General features: G+C 72.3%; 20 protein-coding genes and 1 pseudogene. 6 read left to right on the top strand and 15 right to left on the bottom strand.

From position 1 onward, the window contains the following. Positions 1 to 4: 4 nt before the first annotated feature. From ACH34T_RS27810 to ACH34T_RS27785, 6 genes are all read right to left on the bottom strand, one after another. Entirely contained in the window at positions 5 to 1264 is a 1260-nt protein-coding gene (locus ACH34T_RS27810) for a cytochrome P450 (protein WP_396023864.1), read from the bottom strand. Positions 1265 to 1346: 82 nt separating this feature from the next. Then, entirely contained in the window at positions 1347 to 2579 is a 1233-nt protein-coding gene (locus tag ACH34T_RS27805) for a cytochrome P450 (protein ID WP_396023863.1), read from the bottom strand. Then, positions 2576 to 3013 (bottom strand): lasso peptide biosynthesis B2 protein, encoded by a 438-nt coding sequence (locus ACH34T_RS27800; protein ID WP_396023862.1) that lies wholly within the window; start codon positions 3011 to 3013, stop codon positions 2576 to 2578. Before ACH34T_RS27800 ends, ACH34T_RS27805 begins: the two co-directional genes overlap by 4 nt. Before the next feature lie 13 nt (positions 3014 to 3026). Beyond that, the gene (locus ACH34T_RS27795; RefSeq protein ID WP_396023861.1) at positions 3027 to 3305 is read right to left on the bottom strand and encodes a lasso peptide biosynthesis PqqD family chaperone; all 279 of its coding nucleotides are present in this window, start codon (positions 3303 to 3305) and stop codon (positions 3027 to 3029) included. Continuing rightward, positions 3286 to 5121 (bottom strand): asparagine synthase-related protein, encoded by a 1836-nt coding sequence (locus ACH34T_RS27790; RefSeq protein WP_396023860.1) that lies wholly within the window; start codon positions 5119 to 5121, stop codon positions 3286 to 3288. The genes ACH34T_RS27795 and ACH34T_RS27790 overlap by 20 nt, the downstream gene beginning before the upstream one ends. A 249-nt stretch (positions 5122 to 5370) precedes the next feature. Next, positions 5371 to 5475 (bottom strand): keywimysin-related RiPP, encoded by a 105-nt coding sequence (locus tag ACH34T_RS27785; protein ID WP_396023859.1) that lies wholly within the window; start codon positions 5473 to 5475, stop codon positions 5371 to 5373. A 231-nt stretch (positions 5476 to 5706) separates the two neighbouring features. Between ACH34T_RS27785 and ACH34T_RS27780 the strand changes: the two genes are divergently transcribed. After that, entirely contained in the window at positions 5707 to 6927 is a 1221-nt protein-coding gene (locus ACH34T_RS27780) for a cytochrome P450 (protein WP_396023858.1), read from the top strand. A gap of 47 nt (positions 6928 to 6974) precedes the next feature. Here the strand turns inward: ACH34T_RS27780 and ACH34T_RS27775 are convergent, their stop codons facing one another. Then, positions 6975 to 8312 (bottom strand): hypothetical protein, encoded by a 1338-nt coding sequence (locus ACH34T_RS27775; protein ID WP_396023857.1) that lies wholly within the window; start codon positions 8310 to 8312, stop codon positions 6975 to 6977. Then, positions 8309 to 8665, bottom strand: coding sequence for a sulfotransferase family protein (locus tag ACH34T_RS27770; protein ID WP_396023856.1), 357 nt, complete (start codon positions 8663 to 8665; stop codon positions 8309 to 8311). The genes ACH34T_RS27775 and ACH34T_RS27770 overlap by 4 nt, the downstream gene beginning before the upstream one ends. Here ACH34T_RS27770 and ACH34T_RS27765 point away from each other — a divergent pair. Both ACH34T_RS27765 and ACH34T_RS27760 read left to right on the top strand, forming a co-directional pair. Next, positions 8652 to 8894 (top strand): annotated as a pseudogene (locus ACH34T_RS27765) (hypothetical protein); the annotation flags it as partial. The gene ACH34T_RS27770 and the pseudogene ACH34T_RS27765 overlap by 14 nt on opposite strands. A 302-nt stretch (positions 8895 to 9196) precedes the next feature. Beyond that, entirely contained in the window at positions 9197 to 9544 is a 348-nt protein-coding gene (locus tag ACH34T_RS27760) for a hypothetical protein (RefSeq protein ID WP_396023893.1), read from the top strand. A 166-nt stretch (positions 9545 to 9710) separates the two neighbouring features. Here the strand turns inward: ACH34T_RS27760 and ACH34T_RS27755 are convergent, their stop codons facing one another. The 3 genes from ACH34T_RS27755 to ACH34T_RS27745 all read right to left on the bottom strand — a co-directional run bounded on the left by ACH34T_RS27755 (position 9711) and on the right by ACH34T_RS27745 (position 13581). Beyond that, positions 9711 to 10271, bottom strand: a complete 561-nt coding sequence (locus ACH34T_RS27755; protein WP_396023855.1) for a LuxR C-terminal-related transcriptional regulator — start codon at positions 10269 to 10271, stop codon at positions 9711 to 9713. Between the two features lie 272 nt (positions 10272 to 10543). After that, a complete protein-coding gene (locus tag ACH34T_RS27750) occupies positions 10544 to 11200 on the bottom strand; it encodes a response regulator (protein ID WP_396023854.1) in 657 nt (218 codons plus the stop codon). After that, positions 11173 to 13581: an ATP-binding protein gene (locus ACH34T_RS27745; RefSeq protein WP_396023853.1), complete on the bottom strand. Its 2409-nt coding sequence runs from the start codon at positions 13579 to 13581 to the stop codon at positions 11173 to 11175. Before ACH34T_RS27745 ends, ACH34T_RS27750 begins: the two co-directional genes overlap by 28 nt. 345 nt (positions 13582 to 13926) lie before the next feature. Between ACH34T_RS27745 and ACH34T_RS27740 the strand changes: the two genes are divergently transcribed. Then, entirely contained in the window at positions 13927 to 15618 is a 1692-nt protein-coding gene (locus ACH34T_RS27740) for a thiamine pyrophosphate-binding protein (protein WP_396023852.1), read from the top strand. A gap of 340 nt (positions 15619 to 15958) precedes the next feature. On the opposite strand, the gene ACH34T_RS27735 is transcribed toward ACH34T_RS27740, so the two are convergent. From ACH34T_RS27735 to ACH34T_RS27725, 3 genes are read right to left on the bottom strand one after another with little or no spacing between them, the layout of a single operon-like run. Further along, complete coding sequence (locus ACH34T_RS27735; RefSeq protein WP_396023851.1) at positions 15959 to 16579, bottom strand: dihydrofolate reductase family protein; 621 nt, start codon at positions 16577 to 16579, stop codon at positions 15959 to 15961. Then, positions 16579 to 17085 carry an SRPBCC family protein gene (locus ACH34T_RS27730; protein ID WP_396023850.1) on the bottom strand — a complete coding sequence of 169 codons (507 nt, stop codon included), beginning with the start codon at positions 17083 to 17085 and terminating at the stop codon, positions 16579 to 16581. Before ACH34T_RS27730 ends, ACH34T_RS27735 begins: the two co-directional genes overlap by 1 nt. Positions 17086 to 17088: 3 nt before the next feature. After that, positions 17089 to 17430: an ArsR/SmtB family transcription factor gene (locus ACH34T_RS27725; protein WP_396023849.1), complete on the bottom strand. Its 342-nt coding sequence runs from the start codon at positions 17428 to 17430 to the stop codon at positions 17089 to 17091. 240 nt (positions 17431 to 17670) lie between these two features. Between ACH34T_RS27725 and ACH34T_RS27720 the strand changes: the two genes are divergently transcribed. Continuing rightward, positions 17671 to 18336, top strand: coding sequence for a DUF6338 family protein (locus ACH34T_RS27720; RefSeq protein ID WP_396023848.1), 666 nt, complete (start codon positions 17671 to 17673; stop codon positions 18334 to 18336). Beyond that, the gene (locus ACH34T_RS27715) at positions 18326 to 18496 is read left to right on the top strand and encodes a hypothetical protein (protein WP_396023847.1); all 171 of its coding nucleotides are present in this window, start codon (positions 18326 to 18328) and stop codon (positions 18494 to 18496) included. The genes ACH34T_RS27720 and ACH34T_RS27715 overlap by 11 nt, the downstream gene beginning before the upstream one ends. An 82-nt stretch (positions 18497 to 18578) precedes the next feature. On the opposite strand, the gene ACH34T_RS27710 is transcribed toward ACH34T_RS27715, so the two are convergent. Further along, the gene (locus ACH34T_RS27710) at positions 18579 to 19514 is read right to left on the bottom strand and encodes a CHAT domain-containing protein (protein ID WP_396023890.1); all 936 of its coding nucleotides are present in this window, start codon (positions 19512 to 19514) and stop codon (positions 18579 to 18581) included. Positions 19515 to 20842: the final 1328 nt, after the last annotated feature.

Genomic DNA, 20842 nt, shown 5'->3' with positions numbered 1-20842 from the left:
GCCGCTACCAGGCGACCTTGAGCCGGGCGACGCCCTGCAGTCCGCCGGGCGAGGCGGCCTCGAACCGGGCGGACGGCTCCGCGAGGCGGAGGCCCGGCAGCCGGCCGAAGAGCGCGGTGAAGGCGATCTCCAGTTCCAACCGGGCCAGGTTCTGCCCGAGGCACTGGTGCACGCCGTAGCCGAACGCGAGGTGGTGGCGCGCCCGGCGGCCGGGGTCCAGCACGCCGGGCTCGGGGAACGCGGCGGGGTCGCGGTTCGCGGCGGCGGGCAGCAGGAGCACGCCGTCGCCCGCCCGGATCCGCCGCCCGCCCACCTCGATGTCGCCGACCGCCATCCGGATGATCGTCTCCGGAATCGACACGTAACGCAGCAGCTCCTCGACCAGGCCCGCCACCGCGTCCGGCCGCCCGTCGAGGAGGGGGGTCGCCCGGTCCGGCTGGGAGAGCAGTGCCAGCACGCCGAGCGCGATCATGTTGGTGCTGGTCTCGTGCCCCGCCACCACGATCATCACGCAGGTGTCGGCCAGCCGCCCAGGCGGGATCCCCGCCTCCGTCCCGGCCGCCGCGAGGCGGCCGAGCAGCCCTCCGTCGTCCGTGCCGAACGTGCCTTCGCCGAGGGTGCCTTCGCCTCCGGTGGCGGGCCGGTTCATCAGCATCCGCTCGAAATAGGAGCGCAGTTCGGCGAGGGCGGGACCGGAGCGCCGCTTGTCCAGCACGGCCGTGTCGGCGCGCTCCCGGAAGAACTCGTGGTCCCCTTCGGGCAGGCCGAACAGGTGACAGAGCATCATGGACGGCAGCGGGACCGCGTACCGGGACACGAGGTCGGCCGGTGAGCCCGCCCGCGTCATCTCGTCCAGCAACCGGCCGGCGGCCTCCTCGATGACTGGCCGCATCGCGCGGACCCGCCGGACGCTGAAGCTCGGGATGGCCATCCGCCGATGCTCACCGTGCTCGGGCTCGTCCATCTCCACGAACGTCTGCACCGGCTTCTTCGCGTCCGGCCCGTACGCGCGCTCGCCCGGCGGGCGGCCCGGATGCGGGAAGTCGTGCCTGGTGGCGTCCGAGGAAATCCGCGGGTCGGCGAAGAGCGCGCGGGCCTCGGCATGGCCGGTCACCGCCCACGCCGTCCCGCCGCCCGGCAGGGCCACCTTCGCCACGGGCCCGGCGGCGCGGAGCCGTTCGAAGCCCGCGGGCGGATGGAACGGGCAGGTCCGCCCCATGGGATACTCCGGCAGCGGCTCCGCCCGCGCGTCGTCTGCTGTCATTCCGCGCTCACCGCCTCTCGTCCCGGCCCGGTCTCTCGTCCCGGCCCGGTCTCTCGTCCCGGCCCGGTCTCCCGTCCGCCCGTCACCACGTCACGGGAAGCGTGGTGATGCGGGGCTGGCCCACGCCGAAGCTCGGGCCGACCTCCTCGGGCGCGACCGCGAGCCGCAGCCCCGGCACCCGGGTCAGCAGGCATGAGTAGGCGCTCTCCAGCACCACCCGCGCGAGGTTCTGGCCGACGCACTGGTGCACGCCGTATCCGAACGCGACGTGATGGCGTGCCGGCCGGGACAGGTCCAGGGTGTTCGGGTCGGGGAAGACCGCCGTGTCGCGGTTGGCCCCGGCGGCCGACAGCAGCACTCCGTCACCCGCGCGGATCACCTGGCCGGCGATCTCGATGTCCTCGATCGCCATCCGCGGGATCGGGTCGGAGATGGACAGGTAGCGCAGCAGTTCCTCGACCGCGCGCGGTATGCGGGACGGATCCTCGCGCAGGGCCGCGGCCTCGCCGGGGTGGGCCAGCAGCGTCAGGGTGCCGAGCGCGATCATGTTCAGGGTCGACTCGTTTCCGGCGACCAGGGTCACGCGGGCGGCGTTGACGAGCTGCCGCCGGTCGAGGCCCCCGGCCCCGCCGGTGAGCCGGTGAGCCAGCGCCGAGAGCAGATCGCCCGGCCGCGGCGCGGCCGCGGTGTCCGCACGCACCGCGATCAGGTGGTCGAGGTAGGCGTCGAGCTCTTCCAGCGCGGCGCCGCTCAGGCGGCGGTCGGTGGCGGCGCGCCGTACCCGCTCCTCGAAGAACTCGCGATCGGCCGGATCGATCCCGAACAGCTCCGCCATCATCACCGCGGGCACCGGCGCCGCGAAGGCCGGGATCAGGTCGACCGGCGGACCGGCCTCCAGCATTCTGTCCAGGACAGCGTCCACGCCCCGCCGGATCGCGGGGCGGAGCGCGCGCGTGCGCCGCACGGTGAGGTTGGGCAGCACGGAACGCCGCAGCACCGCATGCTCCGGGTCGTCCATGAGATTGAACTCCTGGGCCTCACGAACCGCCGCGTTGGTCGGCCGCGGCTTGCGCGGGGCAGGCCAGAAGTTCGGCCAGTCCGGGCTACCCCGGTCGGCGGAGAGCCGGTTGTCGTTGAACAGCGCCCGGATCTCGGCGTATCCCGTAACGAGCCACCCAGTGTCACCGCTGGGCATCGTCACCCGGGTCACCGGCCCCCTCGCACGATGCTCGTCGTAGGCGGGCGGCGGCTGGTAAGGGCAGGTCCGCACCGGAAACTCCAGCGCGGGGACGGGCGGGGCGAAGATGTCTGTCATGGCGTGGTCCCAACCGGGGGCTCGACGGAGATCAGCGTGCGGTGGTAGCCCTCGGGGAACGGCTCGTCCACGTCCCGCCCTTCGGCGATGACCCAGGCGTGCGCCCCGAACGGCGGGATGATCCGCACCCCCACGCACCACGTGGGGACCGTGCCCCGAAGACGGCACAGGAGCACGGTGGCGATGGAGCGGGGCAGGCATCCCTTGGGCCCCGTGCACCGCCAGCTGGTGTTGACCACCACGCGGCGGGCTCGGGCGGCCTCGTCATAGGTCGCGGGCCGGGCGCCCTTGCCGACGATCCGCAGCACACGGCGGAGCCGCTGCGGCGGCTGCTTGGCCAGGATCCTGGCCGCGAGCACCGCGACGCGCGCGGCCGTCCGCTCTCGGAGGGTGAACGCGGCGCGGTCGATCGCCATCACCTGGGGTTCGGACACGGGTCGCCTCCGCTCAGGTCGCGTCGCCGCGCTCGGGCGCGGACACGAGGATCCCGGCCGACACCAGCCGGCCGAGGATGGTCTCGACGTCCTCCCGGACGACGTCCTCGGCCACGTCGAAGTCCTTGACCACGGCACCGACGGCGGCGCGGGGGTCGCCGTCCTCCAGGATCGACTTCAGGACGAGCACACCCGTGGGGTTGAGGTTCCAGTACCTGCCGTGCTCCTCGTCAAGGAGGACGGCGCCGTATTCGGTCTCGGCCGTGGAGATGTTAGGCGCCAACGCGTACATGCTTTTCCTCACTACGGTTACGGAGCCACATCTCGCATCCGATGGTGGGCTCGATCCTGCGGTGGGGCGTCTGGATGTCGATGGGCTCGTGCAGGACACGGCGCAGTTTCCCGGCGTCGACCAGGCCCAGCCCGGCCAAGTGCGCGCCCTCGGCCAGCCCGGTGAGCTGGTCGCGGTGCCGGCGGCTGCCGAGAACCGCGGTCGTCGCGGTGTCGGACTTGGTCTCCCGCCCGAGGACGGCCGCCGGGACGATCCCGCGCATGGCCTCGACCAGCACGGGCTTGTAGCGCCCGGGATCGTTGCGGTCCGCGGGGCGGGCGGACAGCGCGGCCGACAGCACCGCGTCGTCGAAGAACGGCATGGCGAGCCGGGTGCCCTGCCCGTCGCCGAGCTGCTCGAAGCAGCGTTTCTCCTGCGCGCCCGTGCACGCCCCCGCGAGGAGGAAGTGCATCCCGGCGTCCGCGTCGAGCAGGCGGGGATCGCGCGCCGCGGCGAGCAGGGCGTCCCGCACGGACTCCGCCGCGCCGGCCGTCACCCAGCCCGGCAGCACGGGCGGGCTCCCCCACCCGGCGGCGGTACCGCGCTCCGCGGCGCGGCCGAGGCCCTCGGCCGCCGCGCGCAGCCAGGCCGGGTAGGCCCGCTCGCTCAGCAGTCGCCGCGCGAACCGCGCGTGCGACCCGCGTTCGCGAGCGACGGCCGCTCTCAAGTGCCGCAGCCCCACGAGCGGACGCCGCACGAGCAGCGTGCGCAGCCACGGGGGCGCGGGCATGCACATCTCGTCGCCGCCGAGCCCGGTGAAGTGGGCGGACGGGGAATGTTCGGCGCCGCGGCCCAGCATGTAGGCGAAGCGCCGCTGGTTGTGCACGAACCCGAACGGCTCGTCGAAGTCGGCGCGGGCCGACAGGATCCCGTCGTACACGAGCGGGCTGTCCTCGGCGGGGATCACCTCGTGCCGGACGCGATGGCCGGAGTCTCTCAGCCCTTCGACGGTGCTCTTCGCCCACCGGACATCGTCGTCCATCACGTCCGGCTGGGCCGCGGTGAGCGCCACGACCTCGGCGCCGGCGCGGGCCGCCAGGGAGCAGACGGAGCTGGAGTCGAGCCCGCTCAGATCGCAGACGACCGTCCGTCCCTGGCCGACCCGGACGGTGACGGCGGCCGACAGTGCGCTCCGCATCGCCGCGGCGGCCTCGGCGAGGGGCAGCTCGGGAGGAGGCGGCGTCCACCAGCGTTCCTCGCGAAGAGCCGACCTTCCGTTCATCAGCAGGCAGTGACCGGGCAGGACGGTGTGGACGCCGTCCCAGACCGAATCCCAGACGAGCGGCCACGGCGGGCTGGAGAAGATCAGCCGGACCGCGATCCGGGCCGGGTCGACGACGGCCGCGGCGAGCCCGGCCAGCACGGTCGCCCGATCGCCCGCGACGGGCACGCCGTCCGCGGTCGCGTGGTAGACGCGACGCAGGCCCGAGGCGGTGCCCTGGACGCGGACACGGCCTCCCACCGTCGCGATCAGATGGACGCTGCCGCCGACCCGTTCGGCCACGCCGGAGAGATCGTGAACGGTGCGCACGCGCGAGGCGTGGCCCGACAGTTCCTTTTCGGTGCACGCGTGTGTGCCGACGAGCGCGATGGAGCAGTCCGCCGCGCGCCCCACGACGGGCGGGCGGCCGCCCCACGAGCCGAGCAGCCAGGGGCGTCCCGAGGGATGGTTCAGCTCTCCGAGTCCGGGATGGTCGCGGCGGAGCGCCAGCGCGAGGGGCTTGGCGTCCTCGACGTCCGGCAGGACCACGAACCATGGAACGGCTGAGTGAGGCATGAAAGCGCATATCCCGTCGGGCTGGGCGCCGGAGGACCGGAGCGGACGATGCGAAGACAGTGCGGAGCACGGGGGGCATGAGCAGCGGGTGCCGGTGACCACGGAGGGCAGGGCGGCGTCGGCGAGCTCCCGGTTGGGCATGCGCCCACCGAGCGTGGGGCGCGGCCGTGCGGTGGGATGGGACGCGGCCGAACGGTGACGGGGCTGTACCGCATGACCGCCCGGCCGCGCCTTCACGTCAGGGCCGGCTTACCCCCAACTGTCATACCACTCCCAGTTCGGGCCATTGAACCCATCGGTCTCCAGCTCGAACGAGCCGAGGTCGACCAGCGTAGGACGCTCGTAGGTACGCATTGGCGAATTCACCTCCCCTCAGTCCGGCCGCCCCCGGGGGCGACCAAGAACCTTTGGCACGACGGAGCCTGCCACATTGAAAAGGCGGGCCGGTATGGACCAAAAGTAGAAACATTCGACAATTGCGGGAGCCGCTATGACTTCCACCTTCGACCCATTTTCAGGAACGTACCGAAGATGCTTTCTTTCTATTCGGCAGACAATCCAGGCGTCGGCCGAGGAGGTCCCCCGTTGCCCGCTTCGCATTCCGCCCTTCCGTCGGATCACGGGGGCTGCCCCTATCCCTTCGAGCGCCCGGACGCGCCCGAGCCCGCTCCCCTGCTGGCCGAGTTGCGCGAGCGGGAGCCGGTGGCCGCCGTCACGCTCCCGTCGGGCGACGTCGTCCATCTGGTGACCCGGCATCGAGACGCCGTCCGGGTGTGGACGGACCCGGTGTTCAGCCTGGCCCGCCGCCACCGGCCGGGCGCGCCCCAGTTCGTCTCCGGTCCGGTGATGGCGATGCGCGGCAACCTGCTGAGCGCCGACCCGCCCGAACACACCCGGCTCCGGCGCCTGGCCACGGCGTCGTTCGGACGGCGCCGCGTCGAGGAGCTGGGCGAGGACGTGGAAGGGATCGTCACCGAACTGCTGGACGCGATGACCACCGCGGGCCCTCCCGCCGACCTCATCGCCGCGTTCTGCTCGCCGCTGCCGATCGCGGTGCTCGGGCGCCTGTTCGGCGTGCCGGAGCGGGATCGCGCCTCGTTCGCCGAGTGGGCCGGGGCCGTCATGGCGGTCCGTCCCTGCGGTCCGGCCGAGCGCATGGCGGCCTGGCACGCACTCCGCTCGTACCTGGCGCGGACGCTCGAGGCGAAGGGCGCGGAGCCGGCCCGGGACCTGTTGAGCGAGCTGGCCGCCGACCGCCCGGAAGGCCCCGCCGAGGGCGAGGCGGTCAACCTCGCGGTGCAGATACTGATCGCGGGCTACGAGACCACCCTCTACCAGCTGGGCATCTTCGCGTACGTGCTGCTGCGCGACCCGGCGGCGAGGGCGGCGATCGTGAACGATCCCGCGCTGATCCCCGGGGCGGTGGAGGAGCTCTCCCGGCTTTACCCGCCGGCCAACGGTGCCGTCATCCGGGTCGCGACCGAGAACGTCGAGCTCGGCGGGGTGCAGATCCCGGCCGGGGGCGGGGTCATGGTCGATTTCACCGCGGTCAACCGTGACCCGGACCTCTTCACCGACGCCGACCTGCTGGATCCCCGCCGCGCGGAGAACCGGCATCTCACCTACGGCCATGGCCCGCACTACTGCCTGGGCGCGCCACTCGCCCGCCTGGAGCTGCAGGTGGCCGTTCGGGAGTTGCTGCGGCGTTTCCCAGGGCTGCGGCTGGCCGTTTCCGCCGCGGACATCCCATGGCGGCCGGCCCGCCGTACCGTCCAGGGGCCACGGGAACTACCCGTCGTGTGGTGACGGCCTTGCCGGTCTCTCGCCAGGCCGGCTCGGAGCCGGTACGGACTTCAGCCGTGGACGTCACGCCGCCGGTTCCGGATCCACGCTTCGCAGGCCAGGGTCGGTTCGATCCGGTGGGCGGGCGTTCGCGCATCGGCGGGACGGGTGAGGGCCGTGCGCAGCTCCGCCGCGTCGATCAGGCCCATGCGCGCCAGGAGCGATCCCTCCGCGGCCTCCATGATCTCGTCGGGATAACGGGCGCCCGGTCCCCGCCCCTGGCCGGCCGGACCGTACCCACCGGGCGCTGAGCACTCGGGGCCATGCGCGGCAGCCAGTACACGGTCGTCGAGATCGGGTACCGCCAGCACCACCCCGTGGCCCGTGGCCAGGCGCTGGAAGGCCGCGATCGCCTGCGACCGCACCTGCGCCTGCACGATCCGCGGGCCCGGCTCGCCTTCGGCGACCTCGGCCTCGGCCTCCAGGATGCGGCCCACCGCCGCCACCGCGTCGGGAGTCGCCCATGCCGGCATCACGGGCGCGGCGCCGGAGCCGTCCGATGCCGGGGGCACCGGGAGCATGACGGACGAGCCGGAGCCGAGCGACGCCTCGAAGCGCCGCCGGTAATGCAGGTAGGGAAACGGCAGGTCAAAGGTGTCGTAGTCCGTCAGTACGCCCTCATAGGAGGGGACCGGAGCGTCGGTCTCAGGGCTGCCTCCCGCGCTCAGGCCCGCCATGACGACGGGCCCGTCGAGTGCGCGGCGTGCCGCGCGGGCCTCCGCCAGAGTCGCAACAGGTCGCCCGGTGGACGGATCCCAGCAGGGCGCCTGCCGTACCGTCCCCCCGGCGGACAGCACCAGGCAGTGTCCGGGCAGGACCGCATCGACGCCGTTCCACATCGTGTGCCAGGCGCTGGGCAACGGTATGGCGGGGTAGAGCAGGCAGACGGCGAGCCGGGCCGCGTTCACCGGCGCGTCCGACAGCCGCGCCAGGACGCCGGCGTTGTCGCCCGCCACGGGCACGCCCCCGACCTCGCAGTGATAGACCCGGCGCAGTCCGCTCACGGTGCCCTGAACCCGTACGACACCGGCGACGGAGGCGACCAGGTGCACGCTGCCGGGGATGCGCTCGTCCAGACCGTCAAGATCCCCCGCGCCGGTCAGGGCGGCGGCGTAGCGGTCGAGCCGGTCGGCTGTGACGTCATGCTCACCGACGACGGCGAGAGCCCGATGCCGCGCCCGGCCGGTCGCCAGCCGGTACGGCGCCCACTCCCCGATCAGCCACGGGCGCCCGGACGGGTGCTCCACCACCGAGGCGGCGCCCATGCGCCGCCGGACCATGCGCGCGGTGGCGGCGCCCGCCGCCGAGTCGGGCATCGCGACGAACCAGGGGGCGCGCCCCTCGGTCACCGCTGGGCCAGCAGGCGAGGGATCAGGGCACCGTGGGATCCGCCGACCCCGCGGATGCTGGCGAACCAGCGGCGCGGGTCTCGGACGGTGAGGATCACCTTCGCGTCCGGGCAGGCGTCGAGGAGCTCGCGCCAGAAGAACATGCCGGGCCAGTCCATGGTGGATCGGTAGCCGTCGAACAGGTCCGTCCAGTCCGGGGAGCCGTCGAACGCGGCCTCCCGCTTCGGCAGGTGGCCGGGGTGCCGCAGCGACTCGACCGCGTGGTAGCAGGGCCCGAAGCCGAGCCTCTCGAGCGCGAACTTCGTCGACAGGGTCCCGGTGCGGCCGTACCCCGCCCCGATGACGTCCAGCATGAGCGGGGTCCTCTCGTCCGGCAGGATGTTTCCGCAGCCGAATGCTAACCATTCGACCGGCCGCGCTCCCATTCCACTTTCGTCCCATATTCAGCGGTGGGGCGAACGGCTAGTCTCTCCGCTTGTGGCAGACAACCCCGACGGCCTCCACGTGCTCGTCATAGGCGGCGGCATCGGCGGTCTCTGCCTGGCCCAGGGGCTCCGGAAATCAGGAGTCAGCTGCGCGGTATACGAGCGCGACGGCTCCGCGCATTTCCGCGAGCAAGGGCATCGCATTTCCATTAAGGAGAGCGGTGCGAGGGCGCTGCGTGATTGCCTGCCGGACGGGCTGTTCACGCTGTGCACCGAGACGGCGCTCGTCCCGGCGGCGCGACTGGCGGTTCTCGACGGCGAGTTGAACGAACGGCTCGTCCGGCCCATCCCGCCCCGCCCGGCGGGCTCGTTCTTCGCGGTCAACCGGCTGACCCTGCGCGAGATCATGATGTCCGGCCTGGCCGGGACGGGACCAGCCCCGCCGTCCGTGATGTGGCGGTGCCCGGCGCCCGTGTCGACACCATCGGCATGGTGGCCGGCTGGCACCCACTGCTGCGCAGGATCGTGGACGCGGCCGTCGCCTTCCCCGTCGAGTTCCGTTCCGCTCGGCCCGTCGAGCCGTGGGACTGCCCCGGTGTGACGCTGCTGGGGGACGCGATCCACACCATGCCTCCCAGCCAGGCCGTGCGCGAGTACGAGACCGGAATGCTGCGGCTGGGGTTCGAGGCCGTCGCGGACTCGCTGGACAAGGCGTTCAGCACCGTCCTGCGGACCGCCCCCACCGCTCCTGCGGCTTCCGCCGCCGCCGCCACGGTCCGCTCCGCCACGGCGAGCCCCGCCTCCTAGCAGATCAGCGCCCTAGCAGATCAGCGCCCTTCGCCGTAGCGAATCCACGCCCGTCGCCAAGACTGCCCTTCCCCGGCAGGCGCGAAGGCACCCCTGGATTGCCTCCCTCAGATGCTTCGCCTCGGCCGGTCACGATGACGGCCGAGGCGAAGTGGTATGCATCTGGTCAGCCCGCGCCCGGGGCGGACGGGCGGCGTAAGAGCAAGGCGAGCTGGGTGCGGCTGGTGCAATCGTTCTTGGCCATCGCCTGGCTGAGATGCTTCTTCACGGTGCCCACGGTGATGTGCATCCGCTCGGCGATCTGGTCGTTGGTCAGTCCGGCCGCGACTAACTCGGCGACCTCGCGCTCACGGTGGGTCAGCGACAGTCCGTTGCCGCCCGCGGCCTCGTGTCCGTCCGCGGTTCCGAAGTCCCCGACGAGGGGATTCAGGTAACGGTCAAGGTGATCGAGGATGGCGCGGTGCCGCGCGTGCGCGCGGGCTCCGGCCCGGGTGGGCGGCACGATCGCCAGCGAGCGGCCGTCGCCGAGCACCCGGTCCGCGCAGGTCTGCGGAACACTGACCGCTCCCTCCCAGCCGAAGTTCCGGGCGAGCGAGACGCGCAGCCGTTCTCGGAACTGCGTGTGGTCGTGCGCGCCCAGCACGTCGTCCAGGACGCGGCAGATCCGCCGGTAATCGGCCGGCTCCATCGGGTCGGTGGACGATGGTGAACTGTCTGCTTTCGACATGAGATCCCAATCTCAGTATTCGCCTCCCGCGGTCGGCGGAAATCCCCCTCGAAACAAGCAGATGACGAGCAGGTGAAACTCGGGAGATCAGGTCGTGTCATGACAACGGCGGCGAGGAGCGGCGGTCGCCGGGGACGATCTGCACCCTATTGGTCATCGTGTCGGTTTCGCGGGGCGACACCATCAGGAAGCTTCGTATCGATTCACCTCTCGAATCATAGAAGATCGGCAGTGAAACCCACGTCGGTCATTCGTCCCACATTTCGGCCCGCTCAGAGTTCGTCCACTGCCACGAGCCCGTCCTGAATCGCGCGGGCCACCAGGGCCGCCTTGGTCGACGCCGGGCGGCCGACGTTGGCGTACTTAATGCGGACCCGCTCGAGATAGGTATTGACCGTGCGCACGGAAAGCCCGAGCTTGCGCGCCACCATCTCCTTGGACTCGCAGCGGAACCATTCCACGAGCACATCGGACTCGCGTAGTGACAACTGCGGGCGTCCGGGCCGCGAGTCGGTGCCGATCGCGCCGCTCAGCGCCGGCGGCGTGTAGGGACGGTTCTCCGCGGCGGCGCGGATCGCCGCGACCAGGTGGACGTCGCCCTCGGCCTTGGTCAGATACGTGAACGCGCCGATGTCCAGGCAGGTCAGCGCAGCCTCGGCATCATCGCGCATGGAATAGACGATCACCTGGCGACCGTCGTCCACCAGCCCCCTGAGCGCGGCGAACGCCGGTGCGCTGCCGGTCAGGTGCAGGTCGAACACGACCACGTCCGCATCTCGCCCCTTCCCCGTCCGCGCCACGTCGACGTCGGGCCCGGCCGCGACGACGCCGATCGGCGGATCGGCGTCATCGCACCACGACCGCACGCCCGCGACGATGACGGGGTGGTCGTCTATCACCGTCACGCTGGTCGCTTCGTGTCGCGCCATGTCGCCTCCACCCAGAACCGCGTGCCCATCGTCGTAAGGCTGACGGTCACCCGACCGGCGCGGTTCCGCTCGATCAGGCTTCGCAGCCGGGCGAGCTCGCCCGCGTCGCCGACATCGCCCACCACGCTGACCGTGACCTCGGCGGGCGCGGCCACCACCGTGATCCGGGCCGCGCTCGCGACCATGAGCAGCGCCCACAGTGCCGGTTCGGTGAGCGCCCGCCGGGCGAGGGGGTCCAGGGTCGAGCGCCGGCCGCGGACCGCCAGCGAGACGGCCACTCCCCTCCGTTCGACGTCGTCGATGTACGCCTCAAGCTCGTGGACCAGCGGGTCGGGCACGTCGTCGCTCTCGGCGAACAGCCGCCGGAGCCTCGCCGCCTCCAGCGCGCAGTCGCGCCGCACCTCGGGATCAGCCGGATCGAGCGTGCCGGACGCCAGCCCGGTGAGCAGCGGAATGACGGCCGTCGCCAGCGCCGCGAAGCGGGACTGGCGTTCGCCGTGCAGCCGGCGGCCGACGGCGTCCCTGGTGCGCAGCCGCTCCTCCTCCAGTGAGATGCGCGCCGCGGTCTCGGCGATGCGCCGCAGCGCCCAGGTGGCGAACACGACTCCCAGGTGGTAACTCCAGATGAGCACGGACGCGGTGGTCAGGACGGCGAGTGTCCCGAAGCCGGACTCGCCCGCGACCGTCAGTAGCACCAGGGCCACGGCATAGTCCAGGAACGTGGCGGCGATGAGCACCCGCAGCGGCGCGTCCATCAGCAGCAGCAGCGCGAACCAGCCGACGTTGCCGTAGTTCCAGTGGGAGGGACCGCCGAGCTCCTCCATCGGCGTCCCCGCACTGGCCGCGACCGACGCGACGACCACGACGGCGAGCATGAGCCATCGCACGGGCCTCCGGATCGGCCGGTGGAGCATGATCCGCATCCCGCTGCCGATCGCGACGGCCAGCATGACGCAGTAGGCCGTCACCTGCACGGCGAACGGCCGGGGGCCGTGGCCGCCGCCGGACGCCATCATCGGCAGCTCCCACACCAGCAGCAGGGCCACGATGATCCCGACGACGGCCAGCCGCATCCCGCGCAGGAACCCGGCCACGGTCACGTAGGCGGACCTGGTCCGCCACACCCCCTCCGTGGCCCGGCCCGCCCGCTCGGACGCGGGCGACCAGGTCAGCGTCACCCGCGTCCCGGCGCCCGGCAGGGAGGTGACCGAGCCCGACCCGCCCGCCGCGGCCATCCGTTCGACGATCGACATGGAGACTCCCCGGCGGTGCCGCGGCACCTCTGCCGGCACGAACCCGCGGCCCCGGTCACGGACCTCGACACGGACTCCGTCGCCGTCGCGTCCGGCGGACACCGTCGCCTCGCTCACGCCGGCGTGCCGCGCGACGTTGGCCAGGGCCTCGTGTACGCCGCGGCAGATCGCGACGGCCGGGCGCAGCGGCATCGGCAACGGCCCGGACGCCTTCTGGTGGACGGTCAGCGAGCTGCGCCCGATGGTGGTGCCGAGCATCTCGGCCAGGTCCGCCTCGGCGCCGCCGTGCTCGAGGTGGCCGGACAGGATCCGAACGTCACGCCCGGCCTGCTCGGCGAGAGCCCGGCCGCGGGCGCCGCCGAGACCGACCATCAGCAGGGTGGCCGCGGCGGTGTCGTGCAATGCGGCCAGATAGTCGCGCTCGTCCGCGCGGATGGCGGCCGCCACCGCCCAGCGCCGCCGCCGGTCGCCCTCTCGCCGCCCGATGTGGTCGGCATGCCGGGCGCCGCGCAGCATCAGCATCCACAGGATGCGGGACAGCGCGGCCTCGACCAGCATCCAGGGCGCCTTCGGCCACAGCGCGTTCCAGGCTCCCCCGTCACCGACGGCCGCGCCGGCCAGATAGGCGGCCGTGACGACCACCGCGACGATCGCGCCGTTCCGCGGGCCGCTGTGCCATTGGTACGCCACCACGGTGAGGGAGGCGACGGCGCGGGCCGAGCTCACGCCCCCGTCGAGCAGGTCAGGCGAGACCGTCCAGTGCTGGGTGAGGCAAACGCAGACGACGATGGCCAGGTCGGCGGTCGCCCATCCCGCGGCGGGGCGCCGGGTGAGGCTGAGCCAGTAGAGTCCGCAGCCGAGCAGCGCGAGCGCCAGCAATCCGGCCGCCGCGAGCGGTGCCGGCGCCCCGGGGATCGCCAGCAGACCACAGCCCAGGACGACGGCGACCCGCGAGACGGCCGCCTCGCGGCGGCCGAGCGCCCGCAGCCCGCTTTCGGCCGGACCGGCGGCTCCGCCCGCGGCGGGTGTTCGCCGCCTTTCCCGCTCGCCTCCCCCAGGACTTTCGACCCCGCCGCCCTCATCGCGCCCCTGTCCGCTCTCGACCACCGGCGACGATTGCGGCTTCACCCGCGGCACCACTCGTATTCAGCGACCCGGTATCGCACATTCACCGGTGAAATTCTCCCCGTATTCGATCACGCGTTGTCCCTTGCTTGTCACACCATGTGACAAGCAGAGAACAGCCGCCAGTCCCCTGTCCGCGAACTCGTTGGACGCTATGCTCGATCCCACGGTTCACAATAGGTCGAGGATATCGCCTCTCGCATTCATTAGCACATCATTCGATTGATTTCGAGTAGCCATTCGTCCACCTCTTGCAGGCGGTCCCAGCGGGATTTGACAAATGGCCGCTGCGCGTAAACCGCACCTCGCAGCGCACTACTCGGCCCTTACGGACGTCCTGGAGAAATGATGGTCCAGCCCCCCGTCACCACCACGGTCTCCGAAGCCCTCGGGACCGCACTGGCCCGCCAGGGCGCCGACGTGGCCTTCGGGGTCGTCGGAAGCGGAAACTTCCACATCACCAACGCGCTGATCGCCGGCGGCATGCGGTTCGTGGCCGCCCGTCACGAGGGCGGTGCCGCCACGATGGCGGACGCCTACGCGCGTGCTCGCGGCTCTCTCGGCGTGCTCTCGGTTCATCAAGGCCCGGGCCTCACCAACGCCCTCACCGGCATCACCGAGGCGGCCAAGAGCCGGACTCCGCTGCTCGTGCTCGCCGGAGAGACCGCGGCCGGGGCCGTCGGGTCCAACTTCCGGATCGACCAGTGGGCGCTGGCCGCCTCCGTGGGCGCCGTGCCGGACCGGATCCACTCGCCCGAAACCGCCGCTGACGATCTGGCCCGTGCATGCCGTACGGCACTGAGCGGCCGCACCGTAGTGCTGAACCTGCCGCTGGACGTCCAGGCCGCCGCGATCCCCGTTGCCGCACGGGCGCCCGCGCTGAGGCCGCGTCCTCCGATGGCGTCGCCCGCCGCGGTCGCCGAGCTGGCCGACCTGCTGGCCGCGGCGCGCCGCCCCGTCTTCGTCGGCGGCCGGGGCGCCTGGCTCGCCGGCGCGGGGGCGGCGCTCCGGGAGCTGGCCGAGGCGACCGGCGCGCTGCTGGCCACCTCCGTGGTGGCGCGGGGGCTGTTCACGGGCGACCCGTTCGACCTCGGCGTGAGCGGCGGCTTCGCCACCCCCCTGGCCGCCGAGCTCATCGAGGCCGCCGACCTGCTCGTCGGCTGGGGCTGTTCCCTCAACAGGTGGACGCTGGCACACGGCACGCTGGTCGGCGCCGACGCCAAGATCGTCCAAGTGGACGTCGACGAACTCGCGCTCTCCCGCCACGTGCCCGCCGACCTCGGCGTCGTGGGCGACGTGGCCGAGACCGCCCGGGCGGTCGCCGCGGAGCTGGCTCGTCGCGGGCACCGGTCCACAGGGCGGCGCGAACCGAAGCTGGCCGAACGCATCTCCCGCGAGGGCCGCTGGCGCGACCTGCCCTACGACGACGACTCCGACGGGGCGCGCATCGATCCGCGCACCCTGTCCATCGCCCTGGACGATCTGCTCCCGGACGAGCGCACCATCACGATCGACTCCGGGCACCATCTGGGCTACCCGTCGGCGTTCCTCAGTGTCCCGCAGGCGGGAGCGCTACTGTTCACCCAGTCGTTCCAGTCGGTCGGGCTGGGCCTGTCGACCGCCGTCGGTGCGGCCCTCGCCCGGCCCGGCCAGGTCACGGTGGCGGCGATCGGTGACGGGGGCGTCCTGATGGGCATCGCCGACCTGGAGACGGCCGCGCGGCTCGGGCTCGGCCTGCTGATCGTGGTGTACGACGACGAGGCGTACGGGGCCGAGGTCCACCATTTCGGTCCGGGCGGCCATCCGCTGGACACCGTCACCTTCCCGCCGGCCGATGTCGCGGCCATCGCCCGGGGATTCGGATGCGAAGGCATCACGGTACGCCGGCCCGAGGACCTGGCACCCGTTGCGAACTGGCTGGCGGGTCCCCGGAACCGGCCCCTCCTCGTCGATGCAAAGGTGACGAGCAGCACAACGGCCTGGTGGTTGAAGAACGCCTTCTCGGAAGGGCGCACAGCAAGCTGTGCGGCATCCGGTTGAGCTGCCAAAACGCCGCTCGCGGAGGGCAAATTATTGCGCCGGGCCACCGAAATGGAACCCACCGCGACCGTGATCGTCAGCGCTGTTTCCGCTCAAGATGCTCGCAAACACATGCCGCAGACCGTCGTCTGCCGGAACGCCGACCACCATCCAAAGCCGCGCACCTGTTGCTGGCGATTCCACCTGGCGAATCGTCCCCCATGGGTGCCGAGCGGCCCACCGATTCTCCTGGCTCGTTCCTGGCCAACCAGCAAGTGGGCTGGTCATTCCGGTAGGGAATCGTCTGTGCCGACCGTTTGGGGGGTCCTTTGCGTCCGCCGTGGTGTTGTGCGTCGTGCGTCTATCGCTGCCGGACGGTGTAGGTCAGGTGCGTGGCCCTCGGGGTGGGGTCCGCGTGGGCCGGCTGTAGGGCGATGCGGGCCGCGTCCACGCCCTCGAACAGGCGGATTCCGGAGCCGAACAGGACGGGTGACAGCGCGATCGAGAACTCGTCGATCAGGCCGGCGTTCAGGTATTCCAGGATGGTCGCGCCGCCGCCCGCGATGCGGACGTCGCGGTCGCCGGCGGCCTCGCGGGCCTGGTCGAGCGCGGTCTCGATGCCGTCGTTGACGAAGTGGAAGGTGGTCCCGCCCGGCCGCTCCCAGGGGTCACGTTTCTCGTGGGTCACGACGAAGACCGGCGTGTGGAACGGCGCCTCTTCCGGCCACATCCGCTCGCCGGCGTCGAACATGCGCTTGCCCATCACGCTCGCGCCGGTGCGCTCGAACGTCTCCCGCGCGATGTCGTTGTCGCGGCCTTCCTCGCCGCCCCCGCCGAGCTTCAGGTTCTCCCGGAAGAACCGCTGCGGGAAGATCCACGCCTGCAGTTCCATCCACTGCCGCCCCATCAACTCCTCGGTGGACTCGGGCGCGATGAACCCGTCCAGCGACATCGACACGCTGAAGAACACTTTTCCGGCCATCAGTCCTCAACTCTCTTCTGAACGAGCTCGGTGACGTAGGCGGCCAGGTTGCTCAGGGTCTGCCGGCCGCCCTCGATCGCGTGGTACTTCTCGACCGCCTCATCGCGCAGTTGCTTGGTGGGGAACACCGTGCGCATTTCGATCCGGGTCGCCGCGCCGTCGGGCGCGAACGTCAGGACCGACTCGAAGGCGTTCGGGTCGTGGCGGGACTCGCCGTGCAGCAGCGCGATCCGCTCCGGCGGGGTGATCTCGGTCCAGGAGATCCACTCGGTGTAGTCCGTCCCGTCCGGTCCGTGCATCACGAAGTCCCACTCTCCGCCGACGCGGAACTCGAACGACTGTGTGGTGGTGGTGAATCCGTCCGGTCCCCACCACCGCGACAGGTGCCGGACTTCGGTGAACGCCTCGAACACCAGCTCTGGCGGGGCGTCGATGACCCGGGAGATGACGGTCTCGCGGTCGGCCGTCGCGGACTGCGCCGGTCCTCCTGGTCGCGTCGCGCTCATTGGCTATTCCTCCTGCCTTGCTTGTTTGAGGTCCTGCACGTAGGCGTCCAGCCGGTCGAAGCTCTGGTTCCAGAATCGTTCGAACCCACCGGTCCACTCGTGGACGGGCCGCAGCCCGCGGGCGTCCAGGCCGTACAAGCGCTGCTTACCCGACTTGCGGTCCCGCACCAGCCCGACCTCGCGGAGCACCCGCAGGTGTTTGGACGCCCCGGGCTGGGTCATCCCCAGTTCCCGGGCTAGCTCGGTCACCGGCCGCTCGCCCGTCCGCAGCAGTACCAGGATCTGGCGGCGTTGCGGCTCGGCGATCGCGTTGAAGACGTCCGATGTCGTCGCTGCTCGTGCCATGGCCGCCATCATATGCCCATATCGGAATGCGTCAAGCCGACCCTGATCTGTACGTGGTGGCCGGGAAACCGGGGTGTCCTGTGCCATCGTCTACGACGACCTCGATACCGTCCGGGGCGGTCGCGCGGTTCGCATTCCCTCTGCCCGGTATGGCGGGGCGGGTCATGCGCCGTCGGGGCATGATGAACGGGTGACGGTCGAAACCGCCGACGGTGAGCCCTTCCAGTGCAGGCCGGTCTGATGGTTCCGGGCACGGCCCAGCAGTTCATGATCCTGTTGTTCCTCGTCCTGCCCGGGGTCTTCTATCAGGGGGTCAGGGAGCGGTTCCGCGGGACGCTGCCCGCGGAGCGGGATCCGCAGAACCGGCTGATCCGGGCGATCGCGATGGGCGTGCTGCTCGTCGGGGTCTACGCGGTGACCGGCGGGCCCTGGCTGGCCGACCTGCTGCTCGGCGACGGCAAGGGGCCGGTGGCGGGGCTGTCCCGGCATCCCCGGCAGGCTGGGTGGGCGATCCTGGTGTTCGTCGTCCTGATCCCCTCCCTGGTCGCCTGGACGGAGGCCCGGCTGGCCGCGCGGCGGCTGCAGGCGCGGTACGACCCGACCCCGACCGCGTGGGACGCGCTGTTCCGCGACCGGGGCTCGTGCTATGTGCGGATACGGCTGAAGAGCGGCGCGTGGGTGGGGGGCTGGCTCGGCTCCCGCTCGGCGGTCTCCGCGTATCCGAACGAGGCCGACATCTACCTGGAGAGCCAGTACAGGATGAGCCCGGACGGCTCCTTCGGCGAGAAGGTCCCCGGCACGGACGGGGTCTATGTGCGGGCGGCCGAGATCGAAGTGGTGGAGCTCATGCGGGTGCCGAGACCACGGCAGTCCCAGGAGACGAACGGAGAGTCCGTTGGCGCGTAGGCAGCGGCCCAGTGACGAGGAACTGATGGCCCTCGCCGACGAGTACGGCGACCGGCGGACCTACCGTCCGGACGACGAGGTCTCCGAGCCGGAGAACCCGCCGCAGGGGCCGTCCGGCACCTCGACGAGCGACAGCGACTCGTCGTCCTCGGGCAGCTGACCGGGCCGGGGCTCCCGCCGGGCTGACCGGGCCAGGGCTCCCGGCGGGCTGACCAGGCCGGGCTCCTGGTGGGCTGGCCGGGTCAGGGGCCGGTGTGTGCGTGGGCGGCCCACAGGTGCGGTGCGGCGGGGAACCTGTCCCGGAGCCGTCTGATCGGGCCGTGCAGCGCGGTGGCCGGTGCGAAGGCGCCCCGCGCGAGCGCGAGGTAGAACTCTTCGGTCACCTTCCTCGAAAGCCTGTCGGAGACCGGCCAGAAGGTGCCGATGACGTGCGGGTATCCGGCCAGCTGGAACGACGAGGCCACATGGATGACCTCGTCGGGCACGAAGAACCCGCCGCGCGACGTCGAGCAGGCCGCCAGCACCGCCAGGACCGGTCGCTCCATGCGGAGCCCGGCGGCGTCGTAGGCCCGGAACCGTCCGTCGTGGAGCTGGAGCCCCGCCTCGGACGGACGGTTCAGGTCGCTGACCCCGTGACAGCCGAAGTGGACCCACGCGTGCCCGGGCAGCTCCCGCAGGACGGCGTCGACGGTGGCCTCCGGCCCGGTCAGCTCCGCCGCGTCCGGGAAGAGCCCCTTGATCAGGTCGGCCTCGGCTGCCGCGCCGGGCAGCCCGCCGCCGCCTGGGGTCTCGGGCAAGCTGATCACCAGCGGGGCGGGCTCGGCCGTGGCGCGCCCGGCGAGTTCGGCGCGCGCCCGGAGCAGCGCGCGGAGCGTCGGCGTGTAGGACGAGACGGCGCGGTCGAGCACGGTCGCCCGCCTGCCGTCCTCGTGGTTTCCGGCGGCGTGCAGCGGGAGGAACGAGGCCCAGCCGGTCGGGCACCAGAACAGCCGGGGCCACGGCGCGTCCTCGTCCGGCGTGAAGCGCAGGCCGAGCCGGTCGAGCACCGGCCCGGCGATCACCGACCACATCCATTCCAGGGAGCGGGTCAACGACCGGGCGGCGGCGGGAACGGCCTCGCGGCCCCGCTCGCCGTACGCCTCGTCGACCGTGGCGATGAACTCGGTCGCCTTCTCCATCGCCGTCATCGTGGACAGGCCGGTCAGCTCCACCACGTCGACGCCTCCGGCGGTGACGAGCAGGGCGTCCGACCGGTACCGGCTGACGTTGACGACCACGACCGGCCCGTCGGACGCCGACGCCAGCAGCTCCGCCGTCTCCGGCGGACGGAGGAAGCCCTCAAGACCGGGCAGCGCGCGGATCCGCTCCAGCAGCAGATCCCACGCGCGGGCCTGGGCCTGCCGCCGCTCCGCCAGCCGGACGGCCGCGTTCCGCGTCCGGATCTCGCCCTCGGGGCCGAGGTCGGCGGTCACCGGGACCGCGGCCTGCCCGGCGCCCGCCATGGCCTCCCTGAGCTCCTCGAACTCCGCGGCCAGCGCGGGGTCCGCGGCACGGAGCGGGGAGACGTCGCCGCGCGTCTCCAGCGCCTGGGCCAGCAGGACGCCGCGGCCCTGTTCGAGGAGCGCCAGCGCCCGCTCCGGGTCGCCCGCCCGCAACGCGAACGCGGCGGCGTCGTTGGCGAGGCCGAAGGTGATGCTCAGCCGGTCCTCCTGCACCATCCGGTCCAGGCCGCGCGGCGCCACCCGGGGCAGCAGCTCGACCCCGTAGGCGTAGCCGGCGAGCGCGTCCGCGGACAGGCCCGCCCGCGCCGCCGCGTCCCCCCACACGCGGGCGGCGTGCAGCCGGACGACGATGGACGCGTTCGCCGACTCGGCGGCCCGCCGCGCGATCCGCACCGCCTCGGCCAGGTCGACGCGCTCCCCGAGCAGGGCGCGGGTGAGCTGCGAGCGGGCGAAGGTCAGCTCGGGCAGGGCGCGGTCGGGGTGGCCGTCCGGGGTGAGGGCGATGGCGGCGCGGGCCGCCGTGGTCGCGCGCCGCAGCCGCTCCCGGGTTTCCCGGCCGCCGGGGGTCAGCGCCGGTCCGATCCCGAGGAACTGCGCGACGCCGGCGGCCTCGGGGCTCATGTCGCCGGGCATCTGCGTGCGGGTCCAGTAGGCGGTGGCCAGGTCCGACAGGCACAGCGCGCGCCGCGGGTGGTCCTCGCCCATGGCGGCGGCCGCCTCCTCAAGAGTGGCGATGGCCTCCGCCTGGATCTCCGGGTCGAAGGCGACGGTCGCCACGCCCTGCAGCACAACACCCAGGTTCATCAGCGCCATGCCATGGGCGAGCCGGTCGCCGTAGTCCGCCGAAACGGCCTCCCTGCCGAGCGCGAGCGCCCGGTCGGCGACGGCCGGGTCCTCGGTCGCCTCGTACGAGTGGCCGAGCGCCATGGTCAGGTTGGACAGGACGGCGACGCGCAGGTACCCCCGCGGCGGGGACTCGGCGAGGGCCGTGCCGAGGACGTCCA

This window comes from Actinomadura sp. 9N215 (genome assembly GCF_044326345.1).
Lineage (GTDB): Bacteria > Actinomycetota > Actinomycetes > Streptosporangiales > Streptosporangiaceae > Spirillospora.
The sequence above is the reverse complement of the archived record's forward strand: the minus strand, read 5'-3'. Positions and strand labels throughout refer to the sequence as shown.